The sequence below is a fragment of the Vibrio hippocampi genome (assembly GCF_921292975.1).
Classification (GTDB): Bacteria; Pseudomonadota; Gammaproteobacteria; order Enterobacterales; family Vibrionaceae; genus Vibrio; species Vibrio hippocampi.
This window is the reverse complement of sequence record NZ_CAKLCM010000002.1, coordinates 130782-153545: the sequence shown is the minus strand read 5'-3', so window position 1 is coordinate 153545 and position 22764 is coordinate 130782. Positions and strand designations below refer to the sequence as shown.

General features: G+C 46.1%; 19 protein-coding genes. 1 reads left to right on the top strand and 18 read right to left on the bottom strand.

The window, feature by feature from the left end:
• Positions 1-89: 89 nt before the first annotated feature.
• The 18 genes from tilS to rpsB all read right to left on the bottom strand — a co-directional run bounded on the left by tilS (position 90) and on the right by rpsB (position 21146).
• The gene (gene tilS, locus L9Q39_RS03160) at positions 90-1424 is read right to left on the bottom strand and encodes a tRNA lysidine(34) synthetase TilS (protein ID WP_237483674.1); all 1335 of its coding nucleotides are present in this window, start codon (positions 1422-1424) and stop codon (positions 90-92) included.
• A gap of 188 nt (positions 1425-1612) precedes the next feature.
• On the bottom strand, positions 1613-2572 hold the full coding sequence (gene accA, locus L9Q39_RS03155) for an acetyl-CoA carboxylase carboxyl transferase subunit alpha (RefSeq protein ID WP_237483673.1): 960 nt from the start codon (positions 2570-2572) through the stop codon (positions 1613-1615).
• Between the two features lie 45 nt (positions 2573-2617).
• Positions 2618-6097, bottom strand: coding sequence for a DNA polymerase III subunit alpha (gene dnaE, locus L9Q39_RS03150; RefSeq protein WP_237483672.1), 3480 nt, complete (start codon positions 6095-6097; stop codon positions 2618-2620).
• 59 nt (positions 6098-6156) lie between these two features.
• A complete protein-coding gene (gene rnhB, locus L9Q39_RS03145) occupies positions 6157-6786 on the bottom strand; it encodes a ribonuclease HII (protein WP_237483671.1) in 630 nt (209 codons plus the stop codon).
• Positions 6783-7925: a lipid-A-disaccharide synthase gene (gene lpxB / locus L9Q39_RS03140; protein WP_237483670.1), complete on the bottom strand. Its 1143-nt coding sequence runs from the start codon at positions 7923-7925 to the stop codon at positions 6783-6785. Before lpxB ends, rnhB begins: the two co-directional genes overlap by 4 nt.
• 107 nt (positions 7926-8032) lie before the next feature.
• Positions 8033-8821, bottom strand: coding sequence for an acyl-ACP--UDP-N-acetylglucosamine O-acyltransferase (gene lpxA / locus L9Q39_RS03135; protein ID WP_237483669.1), 789 nt, complete (start codon positions 8819-8821; stop codon positions 8033-8035).
• A gap of 1 nt (position 8822) precedes the next feature.
• Positions 8823-9254: a 3-hydroxyacyl-ACP dehydratase FabZ gene (gene fabZ / locus L9Q39_RS03130; RefSeq protein ID WP_435532823.1), complete on the bottom strand. Its 432-nt coding sequence runs from the start codon at positions 9252-9254 to the stop codon at positions 8823-8825.
• Between the two features lie 190 nt (positions 9255-9444).
• Positions 9445-10476 carry a UDP-3-O-(3-hydroxymyristoyl)glucosamine N-acyltransferase gene (gene lpxD / locus L9Q39_RS03125; protein ID WP_237483667.1) on the bottom strand — a complete coding sequence of 344 codons (1032 nt, stop codon included), beginning with the start codon at positions 10474-10476 and terminating at the stop codon, positions 9445-9447.
• Positions 10477-10493: 17 nt separating this feature from the next.
• Positions 10494-10991 (bottom strand): OmpH family outer membrane protein, encoded by a 498-nt coding sequence (locus L9Q39_RS03120; protein ID WP_435532822.1) that lies wholly within the window; start codon positions 10989-10991, stop codon positions 10494-10496.
• Positions 10992-11039: 48 nt separating this feature from the next.
• Positions 11040-13475 (bottom strand): outer membrane protein assembly factor BamA, encoded by a 2436-nt coding sequence (gene bamA, locus L9Q39_RS03115; protein ID WP_237483665.1) that lies wholly within the window; start codon positions 13473-13475, stop codon positions 11040-11042.
• A gap of 47 nt (positions 13476-13522) precedes the next feature.
• Positions 13523-14881, bottom strand: a complete 1359-nt coding sequence (gene rseP / locus L9Q39_RS03110; protein WP_237483664.1) for a sigma E protease regulator RseP — start codon at positions 14879-14881, stop codon at positions 13523-13525.
• A gap of 14 nt (positions 14882-14895) precedes the next feature.
• The gene (gene ispC, locus L9Q39_RS03105) at positions 14896-16095 is read right to left on the bottom strand and encodes a 1-deoxy-D-xylulose-5-phosphate reductoisomerase (protein WP_237483663.1); all 1200 of its coding nucleotides are present in this window, start codon (positions 16093-16095) and stop codon (positions 14896-14898) included.
• A gap of 58 nt (positions 16096-16153) precedes the next feature.
• Positions 16154-16996 (bottom strand): phosphatidate cytidylyltransferase, encoded by an 843-nt coding sequence (locus L9Q39_RS03100; RefSeq protein ID WP_237483662.1) that lies wholly within the window; start codon positions 16994-16996, stop codon positions 16154-16156.
• 12 nt (positions 16997-17008) lie between these two features.
• Positions 17009-17764, bottom strand: a complete 756-nt coding sequence (gene uppS / locus L9Q39_RS03095) for an undecaprenyl pyrophosphate synthase (protein WP_237483661.1) — start codon at positions 17762-17764, stop codon at positions 17009-17011.
• Between the two features lie 96 nt (positions 17765-17860).
• Positions 17861-18418 (bottom strand): ribosome recycling factor, encoded by a 558-nt coding sequence (frr, locus tag L9Q39_RS03090; RefSeq protein ID WP_237483660.1) that lies wholly within the window; start codon positions 18416-18418, stop codon positions 17861-17863.
• 78 nt (positions 18419-18496) lie between these two features.
• A complete protein-coding gene (gene pyrH, locus L9Q39_RS03085; RefSeq protein ID WP_237483659.1) occupies positions 18497-19228 on the bottom strand; it encodes a UMP kinase in 732 nt (243 codons plus the stop codon).
• A gap of 219 nt (positions 19229-19447) precedes the next feature.
• Positions 19448-20290, bottom strand: coding sequence for a translation elongation factor Ts (gene tsf / locus L9Q39_RS03080; protein WP_237483658.1), 843 nt, complete (start codon positions 20288-20290; stop codon positions 19448-19450).
• Between the two features lie 124 nt (positions 20291-20414).
• Positions 20415-21146 (bottom strand): 30S ribosomal protein S2, encoded by a 732-nt coding sequence (rpsB, locus tag L9Q39_RS03075; protein ID WP_237483657.1) that lies wholly within the window; start codon positions 21144-21146, stop codon positions 20415-20417.
• A gap of 558 nt (positions 21147-21704) precedes the next feature.
• Here rpsB and map point away from each other — a divergent pair.
• On the top strand, positions 21705-22583 hold the full coding sequence (gene map / locus L9Q39_RS03070) for a type I methionyl aminopeptidase (RefSeq protein ID WP_237483656.1): 879 nt from the start codon (positions 21705-21707) through the stop codon (positions 22581-22583).
• Positions 22584-22764 lie beyond the last annotated feature (181 nt).

The following is a 22764-nucleotide window of genomic DNA, read 5'->3' as shown; positions in this document are numbered from 1 at the left end:
ATTCTCTACTTCAATCCCGCGCCTAAGGCATCAATGACTGTCGATTTATACGCTAAACCGAAGCGTTAGTATCAGCTCGAGTATCCATTCTAAGTAGCGACAGGCTTATCCCACAGCAATTGGTAATCCTCACCATAATAGTCTTTATCAACAAACAGACCCGCAACTGCGACCACTTTATCTTGATGCATCACAATCGGTATTCTTCGCCTTTGCCAACTTGGTACTCCTAATTCTTGATAGAGTTTCTTCATCTTGCGCGAACCCACTCTCCCATAAGGATGGGCAGAAAGTCCCTCAGGTTCAAATATGACTTGCAAAGAGTGAGGCAGGTTCTGCCTGCTGATTGATAGCACCGAAGATATTGGTTTATCCAATGAAGACAACGATAAAGTACCTAGAGCGTCTGGTAACGCGAGACAAGCGTCGAGCGTCAACGCCCCTTGCCATTGTGATACATCATGATGATTCGATACCCAAAACAGTCGCTGCTTAAAACGACGAACGCTTCCTTGTGCCAACTGCAGTTCTGGATTGGCATCATCTCTAGCACAAGCGACTTCAAACCAAAGCTTGTTTAATTGAATCTCTGAGGGCAGCCATTGCGTATGCTGCTCAAGCCAAAGTCGAATAAGGTAGTCACGTTTTAGCTGAGAATAAGCGGCAAGTTCCACGATACTCAAGCCACCAAGTTCATCACATAGTTTTGTGAGTTCTGGCTGCAAAAGCTCGGTCAGCAATTGCTCTTGGGCGGCGCATAATCGGGCGCTTCTCGCTACCGATGAGGTAAAGCTTGGCCAGCGCTGCTTGATTGATGGGATCACTTCCTGTCGTAAGAAGTTACGGTCAAAACGGGTGTCTTGATTACTCTCATCTTCCACCCACTCAAGTTTTTCTGAAATCGCGTAGCGCTCGATGTCACGCCTTGATACAGCAAGCAGAGGTCTGAGAATATAGCCCAACCCAAAGGGCATGCTTTGCGCCATCGAAGAGAGTCCTTTGGGACCACTACCTCGCTTTAAGGCAAGAAGAAAGGTCTCGGTTTGGTCATCGAGGTGCTGACCGGTGACGAGTACGTCGCCGGGTTCGATATAGTCATTGAGCGCCTGATAGCGAGCATGGCGTGCAACCTGCTCTAGGCTTTCACCCGCTTTAGACTTCACCTCTACCAAGCGATAATCAAAGGCGATGCCTTCTTTTTGCGACCAACGTTGGCACTGGGTTTGCCACTGATCCGCATTTGAACTCAAGCCATGATGAATATGCACAGCGATAATATTGCGCTCTGGATAATCGCTTTGAAAACGCCCTAAAAGGTGCAGTAACACGCGCGAATCCATGCCACCACTCAGTCCCAATACCACTTTGTTGTGGGCATTGAGGTGCTGAGTCAGTGAAGATTCGAACTGTTGATAAATATCCATAAAGTAGTGACGCTACCGACTAAGCAAAATTGCACATAGAATGAAGGCATTATGAGCCAAAACGGCACAAATTGGCTAGCAAACGGTAAAAAAATAAGGTGAGTTTGCACTCACCTTATCTCTATCGACTGATTCGATCATCGCTTATCCCGCTCATTAAAGCGCGATAACGCAGAGTTTTTATCGAATTAGCAGTAACCGTAGCTCATCAAACGCTGGTAGCGACGCTCAAGCAGCGCTTCCTCTTCAAGCTGATCCAGCTCATCAAGTTGACGCAGCAATGTCGCTTTCATGTTTTCAGCCATCTGCACAGGATCGCGATGTGCGCCACCTAAAGGCTCTTCGATGATCTCGTCAATCAACTCCAGCTCTTTCAGTCTTGGCGCAACTAAACCCATCGCCTCTGCCGCCTGCGATGCTTTATCAGAATCACGCCAAAGAATAGACGCACAACCTTCAGGAGAGATCACTGAGTAGGTTGAATACTGAAGCATGTTCACATAGTCACCAACGCCGATTGCCAATGCGCCACCAGAGCCGCCTTCACCAACAACGTTAACAATCACAGGTACTTTAAGCCCCGACATGACCTTTAGGTTTTTTGCAATCGCCTCAGACTGTCCACGCTCTTCTGCGCCAACACCTGGGTAAGCACCTGCGGTATCAATAAAGGTGATGATTGGCATCTTGAAACGTTCTGCCATCTCCATCAGACGCAACGCTTTACGATAGCCTTCAGGCTTAGGCATACCAAAGTTACGCTTTACTTTTTCTTTGGTTTCACGACCTTTCTGGTGACCAATAATCATCACTGGACGACCGTCAAGACGAGCAATGCCGCCAACGATGGCTTTATCATCAGCAAATGCGCGATCACCCGCTAGCTCATCGAACTCCGTGAACACGTTCTCGACATAATCTAGGGTGTAAGGACGCTGAGGATGACGGGCAAGTTGTGCCACTTGCCAAGCGCCTAGGTCACTAAAGATTTTCTTTTTAAGCTCTAAGCTTTTCTTCTCTAGTTGTGCTATCTCTTTGTCCAGATCAATTGCACTGTCACCACCGTGGCGAGTCACGTCACGTAGTGCTTCAATCTTTGCTTCTAGCTCTGCAATTGGCTTTTCAAATTCAAGAAAGTTCAAGCTCATCAATGAATCCTTTTCGATTCAGCCTTGGCGTTTAGCTAAGGCTGATTAGTTAAATTCGAGTTCTACCTGGTCTTTACCAAGTAACTGTTGTAATTCTTCTAGCAACGCGTCGTTCGGTGTCACGCGCCACTCTGTCCCTAATGTCAATTTCGCTCGTGCATCCACGCGCTGATAGTAAATATGTACCGGCACTGTTCCTGCTTTGTGCGGGGTAAGTATCTCGGTAAATCGCTCATAAAACGAACCCGTTATCTGCGATTCATGGAGAGAGATAGAAAGCCCACGAGTAAATTTTTCTCTCGCGCTGCCCAAATCCATCACTTCGCGGGCAGACATTTTAAGCCCACCATTGAAGTCATCAAAGCTGACCTGTCCAGATACCACCAAAATTTTATCTTTTTCAAGTAGATCGGCGTATTTATCTAGGGCATCGGAGAACAACATAACCTCCATTCTGCCAGAACGATCATCTAGGGTCATCAAGCCGATACGTGTCCCACGTTTGGTGGTCATCACGCGAGCTGCAATCACTAAACCCGCGACAGTGAGCGATTGATCTCGGCGTGTTGGCGTCGCATCCTTTAATCGGCAACTTGTATATTTTGTCAGCTCTCTAAGATAGGCGTTTATAGGGTGTCCCGTCAAATAGAGACCGAGGGTTTCTCGCTCTCCCTCTAACCAAACTTTCTCTGGCCAAGCAGGTACTTGAGTATATTTGTGCTCAACTTCCTCTGGCGCATCCGTTAGCACACCAAACATGTCGGTTTGCCCGGAGGCTTCAGCTTGGTGGTGTTGACTCGCCGCTTTTACCGCATCGGCAAGTGAAGCCATCAACGCGGCACGGTGCGGTCCTAATCGGTCAAGTGCACCCGCCAAAATCAATTTTTCGATCACGCGTTTATTGACTTTCTTGATGTCAATTCGCGCACAAAAATCAAACAGATCTCTGAAGTAGCCACCTTTGTTGCGCGCTTCGATAATCACGTCAATCGGACCTTCGCCCACACCCTTGATGGCACCAATGCCGTAAACAATCTCGCCATCTTCATTGACGTTAAAGCGATACAGCCCAGCGTTAATATCCGGTGGCAATACTTTTAGCTTCATGCGCAGACATTCGTCCACTAAACCCACCACCTTTTCGGTGTTGTCCATATCCGCTGTCATTACCGCCGCCATAAACTCGGCAGGATAATGGGTCTTAAGCCATAAAGTCTGATAAGAGACGAGCGCGTAAGCCGCTGAGTGCGATTTGTTAAAGCCGTAGCCGGCGAACTTCTCAACCAAGTCGAAGATCTTCATCGCCAGTTCGCCATCAACGCCGTTATTCACCGCGCCATCTTCAAAGGTAGCACGTTGCTTAGCCATCTCTTCCGGTTTTTTCTTACCCATTGCACGACGAAGCATGTCGGCACCACCCAAGGTGTAGCCGGATAGCACCTGCGCAATCTGCATTACCTGCTCTTGATATAAGATAATGCCGTAAGTAGGATCGAGGATCTCTTGTAAGGAGTCGTGCTGCCACTTCTCATCCGGATACGATATCGCTTCGCGACCGTGTTTACGGTCGATAAAGTTATCCACCATGCCGGATTGCAGAGGACCGGGACGGAATAAGGCCACCAATGCGATGATATCTTCAAAACAGTCAGGCTGCAGGCGCTTAATCAGGTCCTTCATCCCTCGGGATTCAAGCTGGAACACCGCTGTCGTTTCCGAGTTTTGCAACAATTTGAATGACGCAGTGTCTTCCAGTGGAATTGACTCAATACGCACGGGCTCTTTGCCCTCGCGTTCCAGTCTTGGGTTAATCAAGCCCAACGCCCAATCAATAATGGTGAGCGTTCTTAGACCTAAGAAGTCGAACTTAACCAAACCTGCGGTTTCTACATCGTTTTTATCAAACTGAGTCACTGGGAAGTGACCTTCAGAATCGGCATAGATCGGAGCAAAGTCGGTAATCGTGGTCGGAGAAATAACCACACCACCCGCGTGCTTGCCCGCATTACGCGTACAACCTTCAAGAATACGACACATGTCAATCAGATCGCGAACTTCTTCATCGCCATCATAGAGCTGAGCTAATGCGGGCTCTGCCTTAAAGGCTTTTTCAAGCGTCATGCCCGGATCGGGCGGAATCAACTTCGAAATACGATCAACAAAACCAAACGGATGACCCAGTACACGACCCACATCGCGGATCACCGCTTTAGCGGCCATCGTACCAAAGGTGATGATCTGCGATACCGCATCACGCCCATACATCTCGGCAACGTGGTCAATCACCTGATCGCGTTTATCCATACAGAAATCGACGTCGAAGTCGGGCATAGAAACACGTTCAGGGTTGAGGAAACGTTCAAACAGTAAGTCATATTCCAGCGGATCAAGATCGGTGATTTTAAGCGCATACGCCACCAATGAGCCTGCACCTGAACCACGCCCCGGACCCACGGGAATAAAGTTATCTTTTGACCACTGGATAAACTCCATAACGATCAGGAAGTAACCTGGAAATCCCATCTGGTTAATAACGTCGAGTTCTATCTGTAGACGTTCATCATATTCTGGACGTTTTTCGGCACGTTGTTGCTCATCAGGGAACAGGAACTCAAGACGCTCTTCCAGACCTTCACGAGACTTCATCACAAGGAAGTCGGTCTCTGCCATTCCATCCGTTGGGAAAGCGGGTAGGAAGTATTCTCCTAAGCGAACAGTAACATTACAGCGCTTAGCGATTTCAACTGAGTTTTGTAGCGCCTCAGGGATATCAGCAAACAACTCACACATCTCTTGCTCACTGCGCAGATATTGTTGATTACTGTAGCGCTTGGGACGTCTTGGGTCGTCAATGGTATAGCCGTCATGAATTGCCACGCGGATTTCATGGGCATCAAACAACGTTTTATCAACAAACACGACCTCATTGGTCGCCACCACAGGTAAATCCGTTTGCTGAGCCAGTTCAATGGCAAAGTGCAGGTAACTCTCTTCATCAGGGCGACCCGTGCGCACTAACTCGATATAGAAACGGTCTGGGAAATGGGTTTGATAAAAACTGACGCATTGACGAGCTAAACCACTATTGCCTTTTAGAAGTGCTTTGCCCACTTCACCGTCTTTGGCACCAGAAAGTACGATTAGCCCTTCGGATAGCTCGGCTAACCAAGCTTTATCAATCACGGGCTGATGCTGTACGTGACCTCTCAGGTACGCTTTGGAAATCAATAACGTTAGGTTGTTGTAACCCGTGTTATCCATCGCGAGAACGGTTAACCGAGTCAACTCTTCACCCAGTTCATCAGACTGCATGGCGAAGTCAGCACCAATGATCGGCTTCACCCCTGAAGAGTGAGCGTTACCGTAAAACTTCACCAAGCCACAGAGGTTGGTGAAGTCGGTCAGTGCCATGGCGGGCATCCCCATTTCAGCCACTTTATTGACCAACGGCGGCACTTTGGAGAGACCGTCGACCATAGAAAAGTCACTGTGTACGCGAAGATGTATGAACTTTGGGTCTGACATAAATGGATCCTAACTTGTCACGACGAATATTGAGCAAAGGGTGTGGCGATCAACGAGCACTAAACATCTAACCCTAACGCTCTTTTTACCGGTTTAAAACTTTTACGATGCTGGTCAATCACGCCATGTTTTTCTATTGCCTCAAAGTGAGCTTTGGTTGGGTAGCCTTTGTGCTGGGCAAAGCCAAATTCTGGATGCTGTTTATCGAGCTCTTCCATCTCTTGGTCACGCACTACCTTAGCGATGATAGAGGCCGCGCTGATCTCAGCCACTCGCATGTCCCCTTTCACCACCGCGCTGGCTGCCATCGGCAGATCAGGCGTGCGATTACCATCAATCAAAACATACTGTGGCTGGATAGTTAAACCCGCTACGGCGCGCTGCATTGCTACCATGGTTGCCTGAAGGATATTGAGTTGATCGATCTCCTCTGGGGAGCAGCGACCCACTGCCCAAGCCAGCGCTTTCTGTTTGATCTCTGGGTAAAGCGCTAACCGTTTTTTTTCAGAGAGTTTCTTGGAGTCATTCAGCCCTTCAATCGGGTTTGCTGGGTCTAAAATCACCGCGGCGGTCACCACGTCGCCCACTAAAGGACCGCGCCCCACCTCATCCACTCCAGCAAATAATTGATGGCCTTGTGGGTACTCAAAAGGAGGAAGTTCTTTTACGGGTGTTTTTTTCGTTGTCATAATTTATCAATCAATTTTAAAACTGCGCTCGCGGCTTGTTCGTCGGCATTTTTGCGGATCCAGTGATGCATTTCAGTAAATCGCTCAATGATGGCGCTGTTGTCACTCTGCATCAAACGGCTAAGTTCTTGATATAGGTTATCGGCAGTGCATTGCTCCAAAAGGAACTCTTTGACTATCTCTTCATCCGCCAAAATATTAGGCAGTGACACATATTTCGTCTTTACCAAACGCTTAACAAGAAACGCAGTGATCGCATTCACGTTGTAGCCCACGACCATTGGACGCTTGAGTAACATACATTCAAGCGCAACCGTACCGGAGGCCAATAACACATAATCCGCCGCCGTGATCACGTTGCGTGCGGTATCTTCTACGATATGAAAATCCAATTCTGGTGCATGCTGTTGCCAAGCTTCGACAAACTGCTGTTTGCGTTTGCTGTTCACTGCGGCAACCAAAAAGCCCAGTTCTGGGTTGTCTTGATGGAGTTTCTTACAGGTTTCGATAAACGGCTGAGACAGCAATTTTAATTCATTGCCTCGACTGCCGGGCAGTACCGCTAACCATTGCTTGTCATCATCAATGCCCAGTAACTCTCGAGCCGGTGACTTTTCTGATTGCAATGGAATGGCATCCGCTAGCGTATGACCTATAAACTCACAAGGCACATTAAACTTATCATAGAACGCTTTTTCAAAGGGTAGAAACGCCAGCACTAAATTGGTGGCTTCTGCGATACCATAGATGCGTTTCTGCCGCCATGCCCAAACGGATGGACTCACATAGTGAACCGTTTTGGTCCCAGATTTCTTTAGGTCCTTCTCTAGCCGCAGATTGAAATCAGGCGCGTCAATACCGACAAACACGTCTACTGGGTTTTGAGTGAAATAGTTAACCAATTCCGCTTTGACGTGGAACAAACGACGCAGTCGCCCAAGAACTTCGACGATGCCCATCACCGCAAGCTCTTCCATATCAAACAGTGACTCGCAGCCTTGAGCGATCATTTTTGGACCCCCAATGCCGACAAATTCCGCATCGGGATAACGGGCTTTCACCGCTTTGATAAAACCCTCGCCAAGGGTATCTCCAGAAAGCTCTCCGGCTACTATGCCAATACGTAAAGGTTGCCCCATATTGTCGTCCTAATATCCTAAATGCCGATGGCTTACCGTTGTCCTAAAAACACAAAAAGACCGCTCTTTGATGAGAGCGATCTTTATGGGATGAACTCAGCCAAGTATTAACGAATAATACCACGCTCAGAAGTATCTAGCAGGTCAATAAAACGTTGTACTGATGACCACTCTTGAGCCAGCTCGATCAAGACTTCACGCGCTTCGGCTAACGTTTTACCTGAACGATAGATCTCTTTGTACGCTTTCTGTAGTGCACGGATTTCAGGCTTTTCGAAACCATTGCGTTTTAAGCCAACAAGGTTGAGACCAAATGGCGTCGCATGGTTGCCTTGCGCCAAGACGTAAGGAGGAACATCTTGCACCACTGCTGAGCAGCCACCGACATAAGCGTAAGCACCGACATAGCAGAATGGATGGATAGCAGACAACGCCATCACGCCAGCATGATCACCGACCGTGACATGACCGCCAAGAATCGCGTTATTACCAATGTGGGTATGGTTACCAACAATCACATCATGAGCGATGTGGGCATTGACGCACAGTAGGTTATCGTCACCCACCACGGTTTGGCTCTTATCTTGTGTTGTTCCACGGTGGATCTGCACACTTTCTCGAATCACGTTGCGATCGCCAACGATCACAGTGGTCTTTTCACCACCGTACTTCTTGTCTTGGTTTTCTTCGCCAATCACAGCCTGTGGGAAGATGCGGTTATCTTTACCGATTTTGGTGTGACCTTTGATCACGACATGAGACATGATTTCGGTGCCTTCACCAATCTCAACATGCTCTGTAATGTAAGTGAATGGACCAACAACGACATTAGCGCCAATCTTCGCGCCAGGCTCAACAACGGCACTTGGGTGGATCTTCGCGGATTCATGAATCATATTAAAACTCTCGACGTGCACACTTAAGCTCAGCTGAACATACTACTTCACCATCAACCTTGGCAACACCGTTAAAGGCTGCAATACCGCGACGCTCTTTCAAAAATTCCACTTCAATCACCATTTGATCACCCGGGGTGACGGGTTTACGGAATTTGGCGTTGTCGACACTGGCAAAATAGTACAGCTCATTTTCGGCTGGGGCACCGAAAGATTTAAATGCGAGTAAGCCAGTGGCTTGCGCCATCGCTTCAAGAATCAGTACGCCAGGAAATACTGGCAGTTGCGGAAAGTGACCAGTAAATTGCGGCTCGTTAACTGATACATTTTTGATTGCGGTAAGAGATTTCTTTTCTTCATAAGAAATCACGCGGTCAATCAGCAGGAAAGGATAACGGTGAGGCAGTAACTCTCTGATCTCAGTGACTGTCATTGTTTTAGTATCAGTACTCAAAGTCAAAATCCTATTTAAATTTATTCTGTTATAAAAGCAATTATATACCTAAGCGCAATTAAGATGAACCTTGAGGTAAATTTGAATGATTGCTTTGCTCTTTTCGCTTATGGCTAATGAGAAAAGACTCGCATTAAGCGAGTCTCTATTTATTTAGCTTGCTCAACAACTAGTCTTGTTGCTGCGTTAGCGTTTTCTCTAGCGACTTAAGTCTTTTGTTCATATCGTCAATGCGATGGACTCGAGCCGCGGTTTTACGCCACTCTTTATTGGTCTGAAGTGGGATACCTGACGAATACAAACCTTTGTCTGTAATACTTCGCATCACCATCGCCATGCCAGTAATAACCACACCATCGACGATTTCGATATGACCATTAATGACCGCAGCGCCACCAATCTGGCAATATTTACCAATCTTGGTGCTTCCAGCGACCACTGTACCACCCGCCATGGCGGTACCATATCCGATGTGTACGTTATGAGCGATCTGCAATTGATTATCGAGAATCACATTATCTTCAATAACCGTATCGTCTAGCGCACCTCTGTCGATAGAAGTACATGAACCAATCTCTACACGGTTACCAATGCGTACAGTACCGACTTGTGGGATCTTCACCCACTCGCCTTTTTCGTTAGCATAACCGAAGCCATCAGAACCAATCACAGTGTTCGCTTGTACCAGACAGTGCTCGCCGATCACGACATCATGATAAATAGACACATTCGACCACAGTTTCGTGTGTGCGCCTAGCTTGGCGCCTTTACCAACGAAACAGTTCGCGCCAATAACCACGCCGTCACCTAACTCAACACCCGATTCGATCACCGCATTTGCACCGATACAAACGTCTTGACCGAGTACGGCATCGGTTGCGATCACCGCACTTGGTGCTATTGAGCTTGCTGGCGCTGGAGAGGTATCCAGCGCTTGAGCCACCTTTGCATAAGCAATATAAGGATCGGCAACAACAATAGCATTAGTAGAACAAAGCTCCGCTTCTGCCGCTTTTAACATCACCGCAGAGGCCTGGGATTCTGCAAGATGTTTGGCATATTTTGCATTGGTAAGGAACGTAATATCGCCCTCACCTGCGGTATCCATCGCAGCGACTCTGGTTACAGTTACAGATTCATCGCCACGAACTTCACCACCGGTGATTTGTGCGATATCAGCTAATGTTAATGCGACTGTCATTGTTCCCCCACTTATGCTTATTTTAGCGCTTTGATAACTTGCTCAGAAATGTTGAACTCATCCTTCGCGTAGCCGATAGCTTGAGCGTCAAGAACGATGTCATAACCTTGCTGTTTCGCAACTTTATCAACCGCATCTTGGATAGTTTTTAGCATTTTTTTGTGCTCTTCAGCTTCACGACGCTGACCTTCTTTTTCGAAAGCTTGAGCCTTAATTTTAAATTCGCTTTGCAACTGACCGATTTCAATGCGAAGTTTTTCCACTTCGTCAGCACCCAGTAGCTCGCCATCGCGCTTTAGCTTCTCGATTTTTTTGCCTGCACTCGCTTCGATAGCTTTAAGTTCAGCACTTTTATCTTTGAATTCATTTTGCAGCTTTTTAGCCACCGCTTCACGTTGTGGCAAAGCTTGGAAAACCTGTAACGTGTTGATATAGCCAATTTTTTGCGCAGCTTCCGCTGCGTTGGCAAACAGTGACGATGTAAGGATTACTAGGCCAAGCCCTGCTGCCTGCATAAATTTTTTCAAGGTCGATTCCTCTATATAACTAGTATTTGGTTTAAATTAGAATGTGTTGCCAATCGTAAATGTGAAGACCTCTGTATCGTCGCCTTCGTACTCTTTAATTGGCGTCGCTAGTGAGAACACCAGTGGACCCATTGGAGACATCCACTGTAGCGCGACACCAACTGAAGCTCTGTAATTCGTTGGGTCTGAGTAATCGTAGTAGTACTCTGCACCCGACATGTTTGGATCCTGAGATACATAGCTGAACTCAGTGTCCCATACACTTGCCGCATCCAAGAAGATACTGGTACGAACTTGGTTTCTAAATTCGTCCGAAGCAAATGGCGTCGGAACGATCAACTCAAGACTCGCCAATGCCACGGCATTACCACCCACCGAGTCATCCGTCGCCGAGTAACAAGGGTTGTTGGTACCCGGGTTGCTGGCACATCCGTTTGGATCATCATAGACCGCTTTCGGACCTGCTGAGTTTTGACTAAAGCCTCGTAAGGTAGAGAAACCACCCGCATAGAAGTTCTCATAGAATGGCAATAAGTTATCGTTGCCATCTGTCTGTCCATAACCGTTACCATAGCCTAAACGTCCTTTAAACAATAAAGTAAAGTTATGGCTCTTGGTTAGAGGCAAGTACTGACGCACATCATATTGGGCTCTAAAGTACTGAACATCAGAACCCGGTATTGTGATCTTCGAGTATAACTTCTGATGATTACCCGCGGTTGGGAAACGTCCACGGTTCAGGTTATTTCGTGTCCACGATGCGGTCAGGTGGAAGTCATCTGTGATTAAGTTACCATCTGAATCGCGATTTTTGTCTTGAGCCTGTAAAAATTTCTCAATCTGTACATACTCTTTAATATTACCCAACTTACTGTGAGTATAACCGCCACCGAATTCAAGATAGTTCAATTCATCAACCGGGAAACCCCAAGTCAATGAGCCGCCATAGCTTTCATCGGTATAGTCAATAATACCGGCGTTAGACGCTTCAAACTCGTTGTAGAAAACCTGTCCACCAAAACTGACACCATCCAAGTTCCAGTATGGATCACGGTAGTCTAGCGTCAAACTTTTCGAGTAGTCGTTTACTGTCGCACTAATACCGACCTTGTCACCACTACCGGCAAAGTTATCTTGCTGAAGACCCACCTGGAAACTCACACCTGATTCGGTACCGTAACCAACACCAAAGTTGACGCTACCTGAGTTGGCTTCTTTCACCTGATAAACAAGATCAACCTGATCATCCGTACCCGGCACACGCACGGTTTGTACATCCACCGTTTCAAAGAAACCAAGACGGTTTAGACGACCTTTACCCGTTTCTATCGCTCTCGAGTTCAACCAACTTGACTCCATTTGACGCATCTCGCGGCGCAAAACTTCATCTTTGGTTGAGTTGTTACCTGTAAAGCGAATATCACGTACATAAATACGCTTGCCCGATTCAACGTTGACAACTAATGACACCTTGTTGTTTTCATCGTCAAATTCAGGAATGGTTGTCACCTGAGGATACGCATAACCCGATTCACCAAGTTCACGCTTGATGGACTCCTCAAGAGAGGTCACACGCGAGCCATTGTATATATCACTTGGCTCGAAAGGCACCATGTCTTTAAATTGTTGCTCTTTGCCGATCAACTGACCTCGGAACTTCACCTCATCTACTTCATAAGCGCTGCCCTCATCAATACCAAGCGTGATATAGACGCCCTTCTTGTCGGGAGAAATAGAGACTTGTGTCGTATCGACTTTGAACTTGAGGAAACCACGATCAAGGTAGTAGGAACGAAGTGCCTCGATATCGGCAGCGAGGATCTGTTTCTGATATTTATCATCAGCAAGGAAGTTCCACCATGAAACTTCCGTGTTTAGATTAAAGCGTGACAATAATTCATCGTCAGAGAACACCTCATTACCAATGAAATTAATCTGCTTAATCGTTGCAGAAACGCCCTCAGTGAAGACAAACTTCAAATCCGAACGGTTACGTGGCAAAGGAGTCACAACCGCTTGAACCTTGGCATTATATTTACCAACGCTATAGTAGAAGTCTTCCAAGCCTTTTTCGATGTTACTGAGAGTAGTGCGATCGAGTGCTTCACCGATTTGAATACCGGAGGCATCAAGGTTCTGCTGTAGTTGCTCTTCTTTGATGGCACTATTGCCAGAGAAAGAGATACTGGCGATCGTTGGGCGTTCACGCACCCTAACAACCAAGGCATCTTGGTCTCTCAGTACTTTGATGTCTTCAAAGTTACCTGATTTATAGAGGGCATTGATGATCTCGGAGATATCACGACTATCTACCGTATCACCAATACGTACAGGCATTTTCAACAGGGCAGCACCCAGTGCTACTCTCTGTAAACCTTCAATGCGAATGTCCTGTACAACAAAATTCTCAGCTCCATTCACCGACACACTGGTCGCTAATAGAGATGCGAATAGAATATGTTTTATCGCCATACCTGCTCTGATTTATCCTTGCTGATACTGCCGCCAAAATGAGTTGTTTAGAGGCGAGTAAAATCGTTAAATATTGCTATTGCCATTAGTGAGAATATGATCGCACCGCCAAAGCGGTAGCCCATCTCTTGTACTTTTTCCGGTACTGGCCTACGAATCACTGCTTCAATAGCAAAGAACATTAAATGTCCGCCATCGAGCATCGGTAAAGGTACCAAGTTGATGATACCTAAGTTAACACTAATAAGCGCTAAAAAACCTAAGAAATAAACTAACCCGAAATCCGCCGTCGCTCCCGCGCCCTTAGCGATAGAGATAGGACCGCTCAGATTGTTTATTCCAACATCCCCAACGATCAGCTTTTTCAGCATGGTGATCGTCAGTTCTATAATTTGTCCTGTTTTTACAATCGCTTTGCCAACGGCCTCCACTGGACCGTATTGTAAATCAAAACGATAATCTGCCGGCCACTCGCCGACTTCAGGCGCAACTCCGGCAAAACCAATCACACGACCGTCGTTTAGCGTTTTAGCATTCGGGGTCAGTGTCAACTGAAGTTCATTACCCTGTCGCTCTACCCGCATAGGAATAGGCGTATTCGGGCTATCTTGGATGACCTCAACCACTTGCTGCCACTCGGAAATGGCTTGGTTTTTCATCGTAACGATGATGTCACCCGCTTCTAATCCGGCTTCAAACGCGGCACCACCTTCACTGATATTCGCCAATGTGGTGGAAATTTGCGGTGAATACGGTTTAAAACCAAGAGTACCCATAGCAGACTCTGTTTCTGGGTCAAAGTTCCAGCCTGCTAGGTCGATTGCCAGTTTTTTGTCCGTTCCCAACGAGTTATTCGGCGAAACTGTGATCACCATTCGATTATCACCGATATGGGAAACCAAGCCTAAGTTCACCGATTCCCAGTCGAGTGTTTGCTTTCCATCAATCGATTTAATTTCCATTCCTGACTGCAAACCAGCTTGCGCCATAATGGAGTTTGGCGTGACTTCACCAACAACAGGTTTGACGGCTGGGACACCTATAAGAAAGACCAACCAATAGGCGAAAATCGCAAAGATAAAGTTAAATGCAGGACCCGCGGCCACGATTGCTGATCGCTTCCACAACGGTTTTTTATCGAATGCTTGCGGATATTTTGACTCTGGGATCGCTTCAATACGGCTATCAAGCATTTTCACGTAGCCGCCCAGAGGGATCATAGAAACACTGTATTCAGTGCCATCTTTGCCTTTCTTTGACCAGATAGACTTACCAAAACCGATAGAAAATTTTTCGACGTATACACCACAGCGCCTAGCGACCCAAAAATGGCCAAATTCATGTACCGCGACTAGAATACCCAGTGCAACGATAAATGAGGCAAAGTTCCATATAATACCCGTCATATTCACAAACTCTCTTAAGACAAAGCACGCACATATTCGTGCGCATAACTGCGAGCCATTCTATCTAGCTCAAGAATAGTTTCCAAGTTATCTAATTGCCTAAATTCATTGGATGTGCAGAGTTTAGACATCACACGCTCACTTACCGCACAAATATTTGTAAATGGTAACCTTCCGGCAAGGAAAGCATCCACTGCAATTTCATTCGCTGCATTCATGGCTGTTGTTGCATGCTGTCCCTCGTAACAGGCATTAATCGCCAATTCGAGGCAAGGATAACGCGCAAAGTCAGGCTCTAAAAAGGTAAGTTCGCCTAACTTCATAAAATCTAAGGGCTCAACACCCGCGATGATACGTTCAGGGTATGACATGGAATACGCAATCGGGGTCGCCATATCTGGGTTGCCCATCTGCGCTAACACTGAGCCATCGCAATACTGAACCATTGAGTGGATAACAGACTGAGGATGAATGATCACCTTTAGCTGCTCACGAGAAGCATTAAACAACCATTTCGCTTCGATAAACTCCAACCCTTTATTCATCATAGTGGCTGAGTCTACAGAAATTTTCGGTCCCATCGACCAGTTTGGGTGCGCGATGGCTTGTTCTGGCGTGACGCTAGCCAGTTGTGACACGTCAGTATAGCGAAAAGGACCGCCAGAACCCGTCAGGAGAATATGGTTAATACCCGCTTGCTGAAGATCGCAATGCCCTAGTTGGGTTTGAATGTCAGTTGGCAAACATTGGAAGATAGCATTGTGCTCACTATCGACCGGCAAAAGTTGCGCGCCTGAGTGCTTAACCGCATCCATAAATAGCTGACCAGACATCACGAGCGCTTCTTTGTTTGCCAACAGCACTTTTTTACCGGCTTGAACGGCGGCCATTGTCGGCATCAGCCCAGCGGCACCGACGATGGCGGCCATCACGGTGTCGACATCGGTTGCCGATGAGACCTGACACATGGCTTGCTGCCCAAATAACACTTGGGTTGGTAAGTGGCGAATACGCTGACGGAGTTCACCTGCCTGCTGCTCGGACTCTAATACCGCAAACTTAGGCTGCCACTGCTCACACAGGGAAACCATTTTTTCAACATTTTGTCCGGCGACCAAAGCGTAAATACTGAATTGATCTGGGTTTTGTGCCACGACTTTAAGCGTGCTGGTCCCTATCGAACCTGTTGCACCTAAAATGGTTAAATTTTGCATGCTACTAACCGCTATTCACCCTAATTTAAAACTCGTCATAGTGACTAAAAATCGTTTATCACAGTGTAAAATACAGCAGTGCGAAAATCGGAAATGCCGCGGTTAAGCTGTCAACACGGTCTAAAATGCCGCCATGACCGGGAATGATGTTGCTACTGTCTTTAATTGCCGACACACGCTTAAACATACTCTCAACCAAGTCACCTAAAACTGAGATCACAACCGTCGCCAATGTAATTACCATCATGCTAGCAAAGCTAGAGAACCTAATATCAAGCAACTCCGAGCTACCCCAAGCGACAATAAGTGCTGTCACTATGCCACCAATCAAACCCTCAATGGTTTTATTCGGGCTCACCTTAGGTGCCATCTTATGTTTACCTAAACTTTTACCTGCAAAGTAAGCGCCGCTGTCTGCAGCCCAAACAATCAAACAGACAAAGAGCACCAATTTAGCGCCGTAGAAACTATCAATAGGGTATTCATGACCCCGTAAGATCAAAATACTCCACAAAAATGGCAGCAAGGTCAGCACACCAAACAAGTGACGTAAGAAGTTAGAGTGTTGCCAAATGGCGCTCGACTTGGGATAGGTGAGCGTTAATGCGCTGGCAAATAACCACCATCCGGTGCCGATACCAAGGATACTCAGGTGAGTGGCATTAATTTGGTTGAGGGTGACAACATCCGTTGGAATAAAGACCAAGGAAGCCACCGTAACAACCGTGATCGGTATCAAGGCGGTTATGCGAGATTGATTAAGAGTGAACTGTGTCCATTCCCAAGCACCCACTAACGTGATACCGGCAAGGGCTAACAGAAACCAAGTTAATGGCAGAGAGAAAATGCCCCAAACAACTAGCGGCGCTAGTATCAAGGCAGTAATAATTCGTTGCTTCAAACTAATTCGTCCTTAGTCGGCTTCCATTAATGCTTTTACTTGCTCTCCGGTGCAACCAAAGCGCCTTTCGCGATTCACATACCAAGTAATCGCCTCGGCAAAACTGTCTTCGTCGAATTCAGGCCAATACTGCTCAGTAAAGTACATTTCGGCATACGCCATTTGCCAAAGCATAAAGTTGCTGATTCGGCACTCGCCACTAGTGCGAATCATCAGATCAACATCGGGTAAATCAGACATCGTCACAAAGCGACCTAACATATCTTCGGTGATATCGGACGATCTCAATTCCCCATTCTCAACCAAGTTAGCCAGTTTCTGAGTGGCTTGGACAATATCCCATTTGCCGCCATAGTTCGCAGCAATGTTGATCACCGTTCCTGTATTGCCGGCGGTCAGTTGTTCTGCTTCAGAGATTTTTTTCTGTAACTTGTCGTTGAAGCGCGTGGTATCGCCAATGACTTGCAGCTTGAGATTGTTTTTATGCAGTTTTTTAACTTCGCTCGACAAAACAGTGATAAAGAGCTCCATTAAAACACCCACCTCTTCTTCAGGTCGACGCCAATTTTCACTGCTGAATGCAAACAAGGTGATCGCAGGAATGTGGAGTTTTGCCGCTGCTCTGATGGTTTTACGAACAGCATCAACACCTTTTTTATGCCCGAATACGCGTGGTTTACCTTGAGATTTTGCCCAACGCCCATTGCCATCCATGATGATTGCAATATGCTTGGGGAGTGAATCTGTGACTATCTGAGAGTTTGGCATAGAACAGTATAAAAATTTTGAGGTATGACAGAGTAGCACAAAAAAACGCTGTGCTGTGAGCACAGCGCCTATATTTAATTTACGCGCGAGAGAGGATTAAACTTCCATCAACTCTTTTTCTTTTGCTGCTAGAACTTCGTCTACGTTTTTCACAGCGATATCAGTAAGCTTTTGAATCTCGTCTTGTGCTTTACGATCTTCATCTTCAGAGATTTCTTTGTCTTTCAGTAGTGCTTTTAGATCGCCATTCGCGTCACGGCGGATGTTACGGATAGCAACACGACCACCTTCAGCTTCGCCACGAACGATTTTCACTAGATCTTTACGACGCTCTTCCGTTAACGGTGGAAGTGGTACGCGAATAACGGTACCTGCAGACATAGGGTTGAGACCTAAATCTGACATCATGATCGCTTTTTCTACTTTTTGTGTCAGTTCTTTATCGAATACTGTGATCGCCAGTGTACGAGCATCTTCGGCAATAACGTTAGCAACTTGGTTAAGAGGTGTTGGTGCGCCATAATATTCTACTGAGATACCTTGAAGAAGGCTTGGGTGAGCACGACCTGTACGTACTTTAGACAGGTTATTCTTTAGTGCTTCAACACTTTTTTCCATACGCTCTTGAGCGTCTTTTTTGATTTCGTTAATCACAATATCACCTTAATAATATGACCCCGAGAGCATGTCACTCTCGGGTGATGTCCTTAAATAATGTTTTACAGTGTACGCTTATTCTGCTTCGCTGATAAGTGTGCCTTCAGCCTCACCCATCACAACACGGCGCAATGCACCTGGTTTGTTCATGTTAAATACGCGAATTGGCATTTTGTGATCGCGAGCTAGAGTAAACGCGGCTAAATCCATCACTTTCAATTCTTGGTCAAGAACACTGTTATATGACAGCTTATCATATAACTTAGCATCTGGGTTTGCTACAGGGTCTGCGTCGAAGACACCGTCGACTTTGGTTGCTTTTAGAACCAAATCTGCTTCAATTTCAATACCACGTAAACATGCCGCTGAATCTGTTGTAAAGAATGGGTTGCCAGTACCTGCAGAGAAAATAACCACGCGACCTTGGCGAAGTTCACGAATGGCGTCCGCCCAGTTGTAATCATCACAAACACCTTGCAGTGGGATCGCTGACATTACACGAGCATTGACATATGCGCGGTGCAGAGCATCACGCATCGCTAGACCATTCATTACTGTTGCAAGCATGCCCATGTGGTCACCGACTACGCGGTTCATACCCGCTTCTGCTAGGCCTGCACCACGGAACAAGTTACCACCACCGATAACCACCCCTACCTGAACACCCAGTTCAACCAGTTCTTTGACCTCTTGAGCCATACGATCTAGGACTTTTGGATCAATACCAAAGCCTTCCGAGCCTTGTAGAGCTTCACCACTTAATTTTAATAGAATTCGCTGATATGCTGGTTTAGGGTTCGTTGTCATGGAGTATACCTTCCAAAGAGAGTTAACGATTAACGGTCATGAATTGAGACTTAGGTTATAAGGCTATTTAATCTATATAACTATTTAAGTTATAAAAATCTGAGACAAAAGACTTGAATATCAATCTCAATTCATGACGGCTAAAAAATAACACTGGGTCTAATCGTAAAAAGACCGTAGCCATGGCCACGGTCTTTATTACTGACAAATCAAAAGGGATTAACCTTTTTGAGCTGCAGCTACTTCATCAGCGAAGCTCATTTGCTCGCCTTTATCAATACCTTCACCAACTTCTAGGCGAACAAAGGTAGATACAGAAGCGTTACGCTCTTTTAGGATTTCGCCAACAGTTTTCTTAGGTTCCATTACGAACGCTTGACCTGTTAGAGAAACTTCGCCAGTGAACTTCTTCATGCGACCAACAACCATCTTCTCTGCGATTTCTGCTGGTTTGCCTTCGTTCATAGCGATTTCAACTTGAACAGCTTTCTCTTTTTCAACTACGTCTGCAGGTACGTCTTCTGGGTTAACGTAATCTGGACGAGAAGCCGCTACGTGCATTGCAACGTGCTTAAGAGTTTCAGCGTCGCCTTCACCAGCAACAACTACACCGATTTTCTCGCCGTGGCGGTAAGAAGCAATAGCAGCACCTTCAACGTACTGTACGCGACGGATGTTGATGTTTTCGCCGATCTTAGCAACAAGCGTAACACGCTCGTCTTCAAACTTAGCAACTAGCTCTTCAACAGTCGCTTTAGTTGCTAGTGCATCGTCAGCTACTTTGTCAGCAAATGCTGTGAAGTTAGCATCTTTAGCAACGAAGTCTGTTTGGCAGTTAACTTCAAGAAGAACAGCCACGCCGTTTTCTTCTTTGATGATGATTGCGCCTTCAGCAGCAATGTTACCTGCTTTCTTAGCAGCTTTAGCAGCGCCAGACTTACGCATGTTTTCGATTGCTACTTCAACGTCACCGTTAGTTTCAACAAGCGCTTTCTTACATTCCATCATGCCTGCGCCAGTGCGTTCGCGCAGTTCTTTAACTAGAGCAGCAGTAACAGCCATTCTCTATTCCTCGGTAGATTCTGATTAAGGTAAAAATCAGGGGCACTTAATTCGGCCCCTGATGCAAACTATAGCTTAGTGTATATGAAAACCTAGGTTTTCAACAACCAGCTTAAAGCCGCTATTATTCAGCTTCTTCTACGAAACCGTCTTTGTCAGCTACAGCTGCAACGTCTTTGTTACGACCTTCTTTAACCGTTTCTGCAACAGCGTTTAGGTATAGCTGTACTGCACGGATAGCATCGTCGTTACCTGGGATAACGTAGTCAACGCCGTCTGGGTTAGAGTTAGTATCAACAACAGCAAATACTGGGATACCTAGGTTGTTCGCTTCTTTGATTGCGATGTGCTCGTGATCAGCATCGATTACGAATAGAGCGTCTGGAAGACCGCCCATGTTCTTGATACCACCAAGAGATTTCTCTAGCTTCTCCATTTCGCGAGTACGCATTAGAGCTTCTTTCTTAGTGAGTTTCTCGAAAGTACCGTCTTGAGCTTGAGCTTCAAAGTCTTTTAGACGTTTGATTGACTGACGAACAGTTTTGTAGTTTGTTAGCATACCGCCTAACCAGCGGTTGTTAACGTAGAACTGGTCGCTGTTGATAGCAGCTTCTTTAACAGCTTCAGATGCAGCGCGTTTAGTACCAACAAATAGAACTTTACCTTTTTTCTCACCGATTTTAGCTAGCTCAGCTAGTGCATCGTTGAACATTGGTACTGTTTTTTCTAGGTTGATGATATGTACACGGTTACGAGCACCAAAGATGAATGGCTTCATTTTTGGGTTCCAGTAACGAGTCTGGTGACCGAAGTGTACACCAGCTTTTAGCATGTCGCGCATTGATACAGTTGCCATTTTAAATTCCTCTATGGGGTTAGGCCTCCACATTTCCCATGCGTCCGACTTAGAGTTTGACTCAAGCACCCCGGAACATGTGACGAAATGTGTGTGATTTAAATTAAAGTGAGTGGAACTCAGCTAATTCCGCCTAGTTGGAGAAAATTAGTCCGGATTCCGGCGCGCTTTATACCATATTTTGCCGCATCATTTCCAGTGAATTTACAACAAACCATCCAAAATTGATGGAAATTAAACCGTATCAACCTGCCCCCTTGCGATGGCGAACAAGGTGCTTTTTTATGTCCTTACTATTTTTAGCGCTTTTATTCGCTGACTTTGGTCTTAATGAGTCGCTTGCTACGTATCGGATAACTAAAGAAAATGTTTTTATCAAAATGACCTTACAGCGCAAGTTTTAACAGAATGGCAGCGATTGGAGACTTAGACACGCAGTCTCTAATCTAAAGTCATGCTGCCACGTTCAACTAAGAAGCAAACAATTCCTATTCTTGTTGTTGCGCTCTATCGCCGCACTGGTAAAATAAGCCGTCAATTAACGAGTCGAGAACACAGATGTCTATCAAAATCAAAACTGAAGCTGAAATCGAAAGAATGCGCATTGCCGGTAAGCTAGCGGCTGAACTGCTAGAAATGATCGAACCTTACGTAAAAGAAGGGGTCACTACCGAAGCGCTTGATAAGATCTGTGCCGACTACACTCGTGAAAAAGGCGCTTACTCAGCGCCATTGGATTACCATGGTTTTCCAAAATCTATCTGTACTTCAATCAACCACATCGTTTGTCACGGCATCCCAGCCAGCGAAGACGCGATGGGTACAACGGGTAAGCTAAAACCGGCTGTATTGAAAAGCGGCGATATCGTTAACGTTGACGTAACGGTCATTATTCCTAACGACGACAATGCCGATCTCGACACTCGCCCAGAAGGCTACCACGGTGACACCTCTAAGATGTTCCTGATTGGCGACGTTGCTCCGAATGACAAACGTCTCTGTATGGTGGCACAGGAAGCACTGTATATCGGTATGAAAACTGTTAAGCCGGGTTCGACCGTCGGTGATATCGGCACCGCAATCGAGAAGTACATCAAGCTGAACAACAAAAAAGATCCTCGCGCTAAATTCTCTATCGTCAAAGACTTCTGTGGTCATGGTATCGGCGCTGAATTCCATGAAGAACCGCAAGTGGTTCACTACAAAAACAACGACCGTCGTGTATTGAAAGAAGGCATGGTGTTTACCATTGAGCCAATGATTAACGCCGGTAAATTTGGCTGTAGCATCGATACTGAGGATGATTGGACCGTTTATACCGGTGACGGCAAAAACTCTGCACAGTGGGAACACACGATTGTGGTCACTAAAACAGGTTGTGAAGTTTTGACTCTGCGTAGCGATGACACGGTTCCTCGCCACATGAACAACCTGTAAACCGGTATCTTTACTGTATTAAATCGACGCCATACTCACGTATGGCGTTTTTTTATTGCTGCCATTTTGATATAACCTTGTTTATGAAGCAAAACTGCTTTGTGACTCTTTAAATTTTGTTGCTCAATATAGACACCTTAATCAGTCACCATAAACTCATTTATCATAAACTTAGTTACCA

Excerpts from the sequence above, each read along its gene's own strand:
- tilS (WP_237483674.1), bottom strand. The coding sequence starts at position 1,424 with ATGGATATTTATCAACAGTTCGAATCTTCACTGACTCAGCACCTCAAT.
- accA (WP_237483673.1), bottom strand. The coding sequence starts at position 2,572 with ATGAGCTTGAACTTTCTTGAATTTGAAAAGCCAATTGCAGAGCTAGAA.
- dnaE (WP_237483672.1), bottom strand. The coding sequence starts at position 6,097 with ATGTCAGACCCAAAGTTCATACATCTTCGCGTACACAGTGACTTTTCT.
- rnhB (WP_237483671.1), bottom strand. The coding sequence starts at position 6,786 with ATGACAACGAAAAAAACACCCGTAAAAGAACTTCCTCCTTTTGAGTAC.
- lpxB (WP_237483670.1), bottom strand. The coding sequence starts at position 7,925 with ATGGGGCAACCTTTACGTATTGGCATAGTAGCCGGAGAGCTTTCTGGA.
- lpxA (WP_237483669.1), bottom strand. The coding sequence starts at position 8,821 with ATGATTCATGAATCCGCGAAGATCCACCCAAGTGCCGTTGTTGAGCCT.
- fabZ (WP_435532823.1), bottom strand. The coding sequence starts at position 9,254 with ATGACAGTCACTGAGATCAGAGAGTTACTGCCTCACCGTTATCCTTTC.
- lpxD (WP_237483667.1), bottom strand. The coding sequence starts at position 10,476 with ATGACAGTCGCATTAACATTAGCTGATATCGCACAAATCACCGGTGGT.
- L9Q39_RS03120 (WP_435532822.1), bottom strand. The coding sequence starts at position 10,991 with ATGCAGGCAGCAGGGCTTGGCCTAGTAATCCTTACATCGTCACTGTTT.
- bamA (WP_237483665.1), bottom strand. The coding sequence starts at position 13,475 with ATGGCGATAAAACATATTCTATTCGCATCTCTATTAGCGACCAGTGTG.
- rseP (WP_237483664.1), bottom strand. The coding sequence starts at position 14,881 with ATGACGGGTATTATATGGAACTTTGCCTCATTTATCGTTGCACTGGGT.
- ispC (WP_237483663.1), bottom strand. The coding sequence starts at position 16,095 with ATGCAAAATTTAACCATTTTAGGTGCAACAGGTTCGATAGGGACCAGC.
- uppS (WP_237483661.1), bottom strand. The coding sequence starts at position 17,764 with ATGCCAAACTCTCAGATAGTCACAGATTCACTCCCCAAGCATATTGCA.
- pyrH (WP_237483659.1), bottom strand. The coding sequence starts at position 19,228 with ATGACAACGAACCCTAAACCAGCATATCAGCGAATTCTATTAAAATTA.
- tsf (WP_237483658.1), bottom strand. The coding sequence starts at position 20,290 with ATGGCTGTTACTGCTGCTCTAGTTAAAGAACTGCGCGAACGCACTGGC.
- rpsB (WP_237483657.1), bottom strand. The coding sequence starts at position 21,146 with ATGGCAACTGTATCAATGCGCGACATGCTAAAAGCTGGTGTACACTTC.
- map (WP_237483656.1), top strand. The coding sequence starts at position 21,705 with ATGTCTATCAAAATCAAAACTGAAGCTGAAATCGAAAGAATGCGCATT.